Origin of the sequence: Nocardiopsis rhodophaea (genome assembly GCF_039530945.1) — a bacterium.
Lineage (GTDB): Bacteria > Actinomycetota > Actinomycetes > Streptosporangiales > Streptosporangiaceae > Nocardiopsis_C > Nocardiopsis_C rhodophaea.
In genome coordinates, this window is sequence record NZ_BAAAPC010000023.1 from 83,833 (window position 1) to 91,792 (window position 7,960).

Below are 7,960 nucleotides of genomic sequence, written 5' to 3' on the forward strand. Positions count from 1 at the left end.
AGAGGAAGGCCGCGAGCATGCCTGAAGCCGTCATCGTCGCGACCGCGCGTTCGCCCATCGGGCGCGCGTTCAAGGGGTCCCTGAAGGACCTGCGCGCAGACGACCTGACCGCCCAGATCATCTCCGCCGCACTGGCCAAGGTGCCGGAGCTGGACCCGAAGACCGTCGACGACCTGCTCCTCGGGTGCGGCCTGCCCGGCGGCGAGCAGGGCAATAACCTCGCCCGGGTGATCGCCGTCCAGCTCGGACTGGACATGGTCCCCGGCGCGACCATCACCCGCTACTGTTCGTCCTCGCTGCAGACGACGCGGATGGCCTACCACGCGATCAAGGCCGGCGAGGGCGACATCTTCATCTCCGCCGGTGTGGAGATGGTGAGCCGCTTCACCAAGGGCAACAGCGACTCGCTTCCCGACACCAAGAACCCGCTGTTCGCCACCGCCGAGGAGCGCACCGCCCGGCGCGCTGAGGGCGGAGCTCCGTCGTGGACCGACCCGCGCGAGGACGGCGAGGTGCCCGACGTCTACATCGCGATGGGGCAGACCGCCGAGAACGTGGTGCAGATGCGCGGCGTGTCGCGCGAGCGCCAGGACCGGTTCGGCGTCCGCTCCCAGAACCTCGCCGAGAAGTCGATCGACAACGGGTTCTGGGACCGCGAGATCATTCCGGTCACACTGCCCGACGGCACCGTGGTCAGCGCGGACGACGGCCCGCGGCGCGGCACCTCCTATGAGAAGGTCTCCGAGCTCAAGCCGGTGTTCCGCCCCGACGGCACGGTGAACGCCGGGAACTGCTGTCCCCTGAACGACGGCGCCGCCGCGGTGATCATCATGAGCGACACCAAGGCCGCCCAGCTGGGCATCACCCCGCTGGCGCGGATCGTGTCCACCGGCGTCAGCGCGCTGTCCCCGGAGATCATGGGACTGGGCCCGGTGGCGGCGTCCCGCCAGGCGCTAGCCCGCGCCAACATGAGCATCGACGACATCGACCTGGTGGAGATCAACGAGGCGTTCGCCGCGCAGGTGCTGCCGTCCGCCGACGACCTGGGGATCGACATCGACGCGCAGCTCAATGTGAACGGCGGCGCGATCGCGGTCGGCCACCCGTTCGGAATGACCGGCGCGCGCATCACCACGACGCTCCTCAACGGGCTGGACTTCCACGACAAGACCTTCGGTCTGGAGACCATGTGCGTGGGCGGAGGCCAGGGCATGGCGGCCGTTTTCGAGCGCCTGAGCTAAACGGACATCCCGGCCGGCACGACCGGGTCACCTGCTGAGGGGCGCCCCTGTCGAGGGGCGCCCCGTTTTTCGTGCCTGTCCGGACCTGGGTCTCCCTCGCCGTCCCGTTTCCGAACGGGAGGTGAAGTCGAGCTGGAGGGACGGTAGGAGGAAAGTAACGTAAAAGCTGGGTTCGAGGGCTTGTCCGATTCGTGATCCTGATGCAAGGTCGCAGGTAAGTGCCGCTCATCCTCGGAGGTGCCTATGTCGGTAACCCACTCGCCGGAGACCCACGCGATGCTCATCGCCCGTATCCCGTCCGTCACAGGCCGCCAACTCCACGAGTGGTTCGACAAGCTAGAGAAGGGCCCGGGCCTCACCCGCTGCTCCGAGCGCACGAACTGGCTCGCTGACGAGTACCAGCTCAGCCACGGCTACGCACAGGCCATCGTCCAGGAATTCGACCGGCGCCGCCGGAACCGCACAGCCATCCCGCGGCAGCGCCCCTGATACCCCAGCCCGACCCGTCCGTGAACATAAAGAACCGCCTCGCCCGGGCGGGATCCCGGACGGGGCGGTTCTGTGCGCGTCATGGCGCTCGGCGCCCTGGCGGCGGCTACTCGCTGAAGATCGAGTAGAGCATCCAGAAGAGGCGCAGCATCTCGATGTAGAGCCAGACCAGCGAGACCGTCAGGCCGAAGGCGAAGTGCCACGCCAGCTTGTTCGGGACACCGGCCGCGATGCCGTCCTCGATGCCCTTGAACTCGATGGCCAGGGTGGCGCAGGCGATCACGATCATCACCAGCGAGACGATGATGCCGAGCGGCCCCGCCTCGCGCAGGCCGAGACCACCGGGGATGAAGAAGCTCACCACCAGGTTGAGCAGGACCATCACCAGGGCGGCGACCAGGGCGACCGAGACGACCTTGACGAAGGTGTTGGTCACCCGGATGATCCGCATCCGGTACATCGCCAGCATCGCCGCGAACGCGACGATCGTGCCGAGGACAGCCTGGGTGACCAGCTGTCCGGGGGCGGTGCCGGCCGACAGCTCGAAGATGCGGCTGATACCGCCGACGAACATGCCCTCAAGCGCCGCGTAAATCAGGATGAGCGCGGGGTTGGTGGACCCCTTGAAGGCGATAATCAGCCCCAGGACCAGTCCGCCCAGCATGCCGCCGAAGGTCAGCGCCATGCCCAGGCCGGGGTTGGCCGGGAACAGGAAGAACGTGATGGCGGCGGTCAGGATGACCATGCCGATCGTCATCGCGCTGCGGATGACGACGTCGTCGATCGACATCGGCCGGGCGTCCTCGGCCGACATGGGGGGCTGGCCGGGGGCCTGCCCGTAGCCCGGCTGACCGTAGGGGGGCTGGCCCGGTTGCGGGTAGCCCGCGTACTGCTGCTGGTAGGGCCCGCCCTGGCCGTAGGGTGCCTGATAGGGCTGGCCGTAGCCCGGCTGAGCGGAGCGCATGGCCCGCTTCATGACGGGGTTGGAACTCCTCATCTGCATGTCTTCGCAAGCCTTTCCAGGGCGTCGCTAATCTCCCCTAACCTAACGCACCACCTGTGGCGGGGGTTCCGCGCGCCGGTCACGCTTGGGTGTCGACCTCGGTCCGCGGCTCCCCCGGTGCTGACCGGCGGCGGGAGCCACGCGCGTCGGGGACGGTCGGCGGGGTCCCGGCCCGGTCACCGCACAGGGGAGGCGGGACCGGACCGGGAACGGGAGGCGGGAAAAGGTCGGGGGACAGCGGCTCAGCCCCGGCTCAGCAGGGAGCGGGCGAAGAACGCGACGTTGGCCGGCCGCTCGGCGAGGCGCCGCATGAAGTACCCGTACCACTCGTCGCCATAGGGGACGTAGACGCGCATCCGGTTGCCTTCGGCGGCGAGTCGGACCTGCTCGGCGTCGCGGATGCCGTACAGCATCTGGTACTCGTAGCTGTCCGGCGTGCGGCCGGTGTCCGCGGCCAGTTTCTGGGCGATCGCGATGAGGCGCGGGTCATGCGAGGCGATCATCGGGTAGCCCTCACCCGCCATCAGGATCTTCAGGCAGCGCACATAGGAGCGGTCGACCTCGGCCTTGTCGCGGTAGGCCACCGAGGCGGGCTCGTCGTAGGCGCCCTTGCACAGCCGCACCCGCGAGCCCGCGTTGCGCAGGTCGCGGCAGTCGGCCTCGGTGCGGTGCAGGTAAGCCTGCAGCACCGCGCCCACCCAGGGGAAGTCCACGCGCAGGTCGCGCAGGATGCCCAGGGTGGAGTCGGTGGTGGTGTGGTCCTCCATGTCCAGGGTGACCGTGGTGCCGACGGCGGCGGCCTCCTCGCAGATGCGCCGGGCGTTGTCCAGCGCGACCTTCTCGCCGTCGGCGGACAGGAACTGCCCCACCGCCGACAGCTTCACCGAGACCTCGGTCCGATCGGCCAGCCCCCGGCGGCCCAGCTCGCGCAGGAGCCCGCTGTAGGCCGTGACGGTGGCCTGTGCCTGGGTGATGTCGGTGGTGTCCTCGCCCAGGTGGTCGAGGGTGACGAAGCGGTCCCGGGTGAGTTCCTCGACCGCCGGAAGCGCCTGTTCCTGGCTGGAACCGGCGACGAACCGCGATACCAGCCCCCGGGTCACGGGGGCACGCTCAACGAGGGTGCGGCAGGCGGATGAGCGGGCCGCGACCAGAAGTGGCGTACGAAGCATGATCGACCCCAGTCGTGTTCATCCGGCGCGCCGCCGCCCTTCGCGCGGCGCGCCCGGGTCCGAAAAAGGCCCCGGACGCGGGTGGTCCGGGGCCCGATGGTGTCCCCGTCCGGTCAGCCCTGGTGGGGGTGGGAGGCGATTGTCGGCGGGACGAACGTCTCCTTGATGGAGCGCGGGCTGGCCCAGCGCGCCAGGTTCTGCGCGGAACCGGCCTTGTCGTTGGTGCCCGAGGCGCGGGCGCCGCCGAAGGGCTGCTGGCCGACGACGGAGCCGGTGGGCTTGTCGTTGACGTAGAAGTTCCCGGCGGCGAAGCGCAGCGCGTGGTGCGCCTTGGTGACGGCCTCGCGGTCGTCGGCGATGACGGCGCCGGTCAGGGCGTAGGCGGACCCCTCGTCGACAGTCTTCAGGATGCGCTCGTAGTCGCCGTCCTCGTAGACGTGGACGGCGATGAACGGGCCGAAGTACTCGGTGCTGAAGACCTCGTTGGAGGGGTCGGTGCCGACCACCACGGTCGGGCGGACGAAGTAGCCCACGGAGTCGTCGGCCGTGCCGCCGGCCACGATCTCCAGCGTGGGGTCCTGGCGGGCGTGCTCGATCGCCCCGGAGACCTTGTCGAAGGCCCGGCGGTCGATGACCGCGCCCATGAAGTTGGAGAGGTCGGTGACGTCGCCCATGGGGAGCGCCTCGACCTCGGCGATGAGGTCGTCGCGCATGCGCTCCCAGACCGAGCGGGCGACGAACGCGCGGGAGGCCGCGGAGCACTTCTGGCCCTGGAACTCGAACGCGCCGCGGACGATGGCGGTGCGCACGACATCGGGGTTGGCAGAGGAGTGGGCGACGATGAAGTCCTTACCGCCGGTCTCCCCCACGACGCGCGGGTAGGAGCGGTAGGTCTCGATGTTCTCGCCGACCGTGCGCCACAGGTGCTGGAAGGTGCGGGTGGAGCCGGTGAAGTGCACACCGGCCAGGTCCGGGTCGTTCATCGCCACGTCGGAGACGGCGAGGCCGTCGCCGGTGACCATGTTGATGACGCCCGGGGGCATGCCGGCCTCTTCGAGCAGCCGCATGGTCAGCTCCGCGGCGAACTGCTGGGTGGGGGACGGCTTCCACACCACGACGTTGCCCATGAGGGCGGGGGCGGTGGGCAGGTTTCCGGCGATCGCGGTGAAGTTGAAGGGCGTGATCGCATAGACGAACCCCTCCAGCGGGCGCTGCTCCAGGCGGTTCCACTGCCCGGCCGGGCTGAACGGCTGCTCGGCCATGAGGCGGCGCGCGTAGGCGACGTTGAAGCGCCAGAAGTCGATGAGCTCGCAGGCGGAGTCGATCTCGGCCTGGATCGCGGTCTTGGACTGGCCGAGCATGGTGGCGGCGTTGAGCGTCTGGCGCCACGGGCCGGAGAGCAGGTCGGCGGCGCGGAGCAGGATCGCGGCCCGCTCGTCGAAGGGCATGTCGCGCCAGGCGGGGGCGGCCTTCTTGGCGGCGGCGATGGCGGCCCGCGCGTCGTCGTGGGTGGCGTTGGCCATCGTGCCCAGGACGTGGGCGTGGTTGTGCGGCTGGACGACGTCGATCCGGTCGCCACCGCCCATCCGGCGCTCGCCGCCGATGGTCATGGGCAGCTCGACCGGCTCCTTGGCGAGCTCGTCGAGTTTGCGCTCCAGTTCCGCCCGCTCCGGGCTGCCCGGCGCGTACGTGAGTACGGGCTCGTTGGCCGGGGTGGGGACGTTCGTTACGGCGTCCATGGGCACCTCCCTGTCTCCTCGTCGTCGCAGTAAAAACCACGTGAACCGGACAAACGTAAGAGATGACGGGGCATGACCACCTTGTGGAGTCGGCCACTCTTTGTCAGGCTGACTTGGCCGATAGGACAAAATGGACCAATCATGAACCCAGCTGCCGATCCCACGCGCCCCGCCTCCGACGAACCCGCCCCAGAGGCCGATATCCCAGGTGAACCGGGAGGTGTGGCGCTGCGGCGCCTCCTGCTGGCCGTGGGCGACCCCCTGGTCGACGTCCTGGCCGCCCCCGCGGGCCTCGATGTACGAGTGAACAATGTGGTGATCGTCGACCCCGAGGACGACGCCGAGGCGGGCGCCGGCGACCTGGTGCTGCTGATCGGCGCTCGGGGCGGGGCCGCCCGGCACCTGGTGCGGTCGGCAGCGCGGCAGGGGGCGGCCGCCGTCGCGGTCAAGGTGAACGCGGCGGCCCGCGCGCTCGCCGAGGAGCCCAGCTACCCGCCGCCGCGGGGGTGGGGCGCGCCGACCCCCGCGGTGCGGTCGGCGCGCGACGAATTCCAGCAGCTGCGCGCCGCCGCCAGCGAGGTCGGCATCGCGCTCCTCGCGGTGCGCCCCGAGGTCCGCTGGGACCAGCTGCAGTCGCTGTGCCGCAGCGTACTCGACGACGCGCGGCTGACCACCGACACCGCGGAGCTGGGCGAGTCCGCCGGCGACCTGTTCTCGATCGCGCAGACGATCGCGACCCTCACCGGCGGCCTGGTCTCCATCGAGGACGCGGCCAGCCGCGTGCTCGCCTATTCCAGCGGCGAGGAGGGCGACGAGCTGCGCCGCCTGTCGATCCTCGGGCGCCAGGGTCCCGAGCAGTACCTCGCCCTCCTGCGCGAGTGGGGCGTCTTCTCCCGGCTGCGTTCGGGCGAGGAGGTCGTGCGCATCGATGAGCGCCCGGAGCTGGGCATCCGGCGGCGCCTGGCGGTGGGCATCCACGCCGGTGCGCAGCCGCTGGGCACCATCTGGGTGCAGGAGGGCGCCGGGCCGCTCGCGGAGAACGCCGAGGAGGCCATGCTGGGCGCGGCGAGGATGACCGCCCTGCACCTGCTGCGGCAGCGCACCGAGATGACGCTGGGGCTGCGGCTGCGCGAGGACCTGCTGGCGGGGCTGCTGGAGGGGAGGATCGAGGCGGCCGCCCTGGACGATTCGATCGAGGTGGGCCCCGACCACCCCGCGCTCGTCGTGGCGTTCACACTGGCCTCGGCCGGGGTCCGGGGCGCCGCCGAGGGTCCGGGACGCTCGGGTCGGGAACTGCTGCGGCGCCGGATGATCGACCTGATCTCGGTGCACACCGCCGCCTACCGGCGCACCGCGCTGACGACGATGCTAGGCGGGCGCGCCTACGTGCTGCTGCCCGACCTGTCCGGCGCGTCGGCGGAGTCGTCGGTGCTCGCGCTCACCCGCAAGACCGTCGAGGCGGCGCGCCACGTGCTGGGGGCCACGGTCCAGGCGGCGGTCGGCTCACGGGTGCACACGCTGTCGGACGTGCCCCACTCGCGGACCGAGGCCGACCGGATCCTGGACGCCATGGGCCGCGACCTGGCGATGGATGTGGCCACGATCTCCGATGTGCGGGCGCAGGTGCTGGTCAGCGAGACGCTCGCGCACCTGCGCGGTACCTCGGCCCTGCGCGACCCGCGTGTCACCCGGCTGGTGCAGCACGACGCCGCCGCCGGGTCGGAGCTGGTGGAATCGCTGGTGGCCTACCTGGACGGCTTCGGGGACGTCCGCGCCGCCGCGGGGCGGCTGCACATCCACCCCAACACCCTGCGCTACCGGGTACGCAGGGCGGAAAAGGTGAGCGGGATCGACCTCGGCGACCCCAACCAGCGTCTTTTCGCCCACCTCCAGCTGCTCATGGAGCGCGGGAGGTGAGCCGGTGCCCGGCATCCCCGGTTGGCCACAACTCCCCCGCGATGATCACCGCGGGGTGCGGGGTCCGGGTCTGCTGGGCGGCCTTGTCGGCGGTCGGCCCATCCGGTGTTCGGTGGTGAAAAGCGGCACCGAGGCCGGAGGGTGCTGGGGGGTGCCGGTCGCCGCAGGGGACGAGGCCTGGCAGGGGTGCGGTGGCAGCCCGCCCGGACGCCGGGTATGCCCGGTTTGCCACAACTCCCCCGCGATGATCATGGGAACGGTCCCGGTTCTGTCCGACTGGAGTTTCGGGTTTTTCAGGGGTCATAACGCGCCGATGTCGCTGAGGAGCTGTTCGATCTTGGTGGCCCTGTGTTCCTCCTGGTGGGGGTGGCCACCGCAGGATTCCGTGATCGCGGGCGCGCA

At 70.5% G+C, this 7,960-nt stretch carries 6 protein-coding genes; 3 read left to right on the forward strand and 3 right to left on the reverse strand.

Annotation, left to right across the window (positions count from 1 at the left end):
• Window positions 1-17: 17 nt before the first annotated feature.
• Together ABD259_RS22125 and ABD259_RS22130 are read left to right on the forward strand one after the other, a co-directional pair.
• Window positions 18-1,241, forward strand: coding sequence for an acetyl-CoA C-acetyltransferase (locus ABD259_RS22125; protein ID WP_344165098.1), 1,224 nt, complete (start codon window positions 18-20; stop codon window positions 1,239-1,241).
• A 243-nt stretch (window positions 1,242-1,484) separates the two neighbouring features.
• Window positions 1,485-1,730 (forward strand): DUF4287 domain-containing protein, encoded by a 246-nt coding sequence (locus ABD259_RS22130; protein WP_344103696.1) that lies wholly within the window; start codon window positions 1,485-1,487, stop codon window positions 1,728-1,730.
• 106 nt (window positions 1,731-1,836) lie between these two features.
• Here ABD259_RS22130 and ABD259_RS22135 read toward each other — a convergent pair whose 3' ends face one another.
• From ABD259_RS22135 to pruA, 3 genes are all read right to left on the reverse strand, one after another.
• Complete coding sequence (locus ABD259_RS22135; protein WP_344165101.1) at window positions 1,837-2,733, reverse strand: Bax inhibitor-1/YccA family protein; 897 nt, start codon at window positions 2,731-2,733, stop codon at window positions 1,837-1,839.
• A gap of 242 nt (window positions 2,734-2,975) precedes the next feature.
• Window positions 2,976-3,902: a proline dehydrogenase family protein gene (locus ABD259_RS22140; RefSeq protein WP_344165104.1), complete on the reverse strand. Its 927-nt coding sequence runs from the start codon at window positions 3,900-3,902 to the stop codon at window positions 2,976-2,978.
• A gap of 113 nt (window positions 3,903-4,015) precedes the next feature.
• Entirely contained in the window at window positions 4,016-5,641 is a 1,626-nt protein-coding gene (gene pruA / locus ABD259_RS22145) for an L-glutamate gamma-semialdehyde dehydrogenase (RefSeq protein ID WP_344165107.1), read from the reverse strand.
• Window positions 5,642-5,782: 141 nt separating this feature from the next.
• On the opposite strand from pruA, the gene ABD259_RS22150 reads away from it, so the two are divergent.
• Window positions 5,783-7,558, forward strand: a complete 1,776-nt coding sequence (locus ABD259_RS22150) for a PucR family transcriptional regulator (protein WP_425573560.1) — start codon at window positions 5,783-5,785, stop codon at window positions 7,556-7,558.
• Window positions 7,559-7,960: the final 402 nt, after the last annotated feature.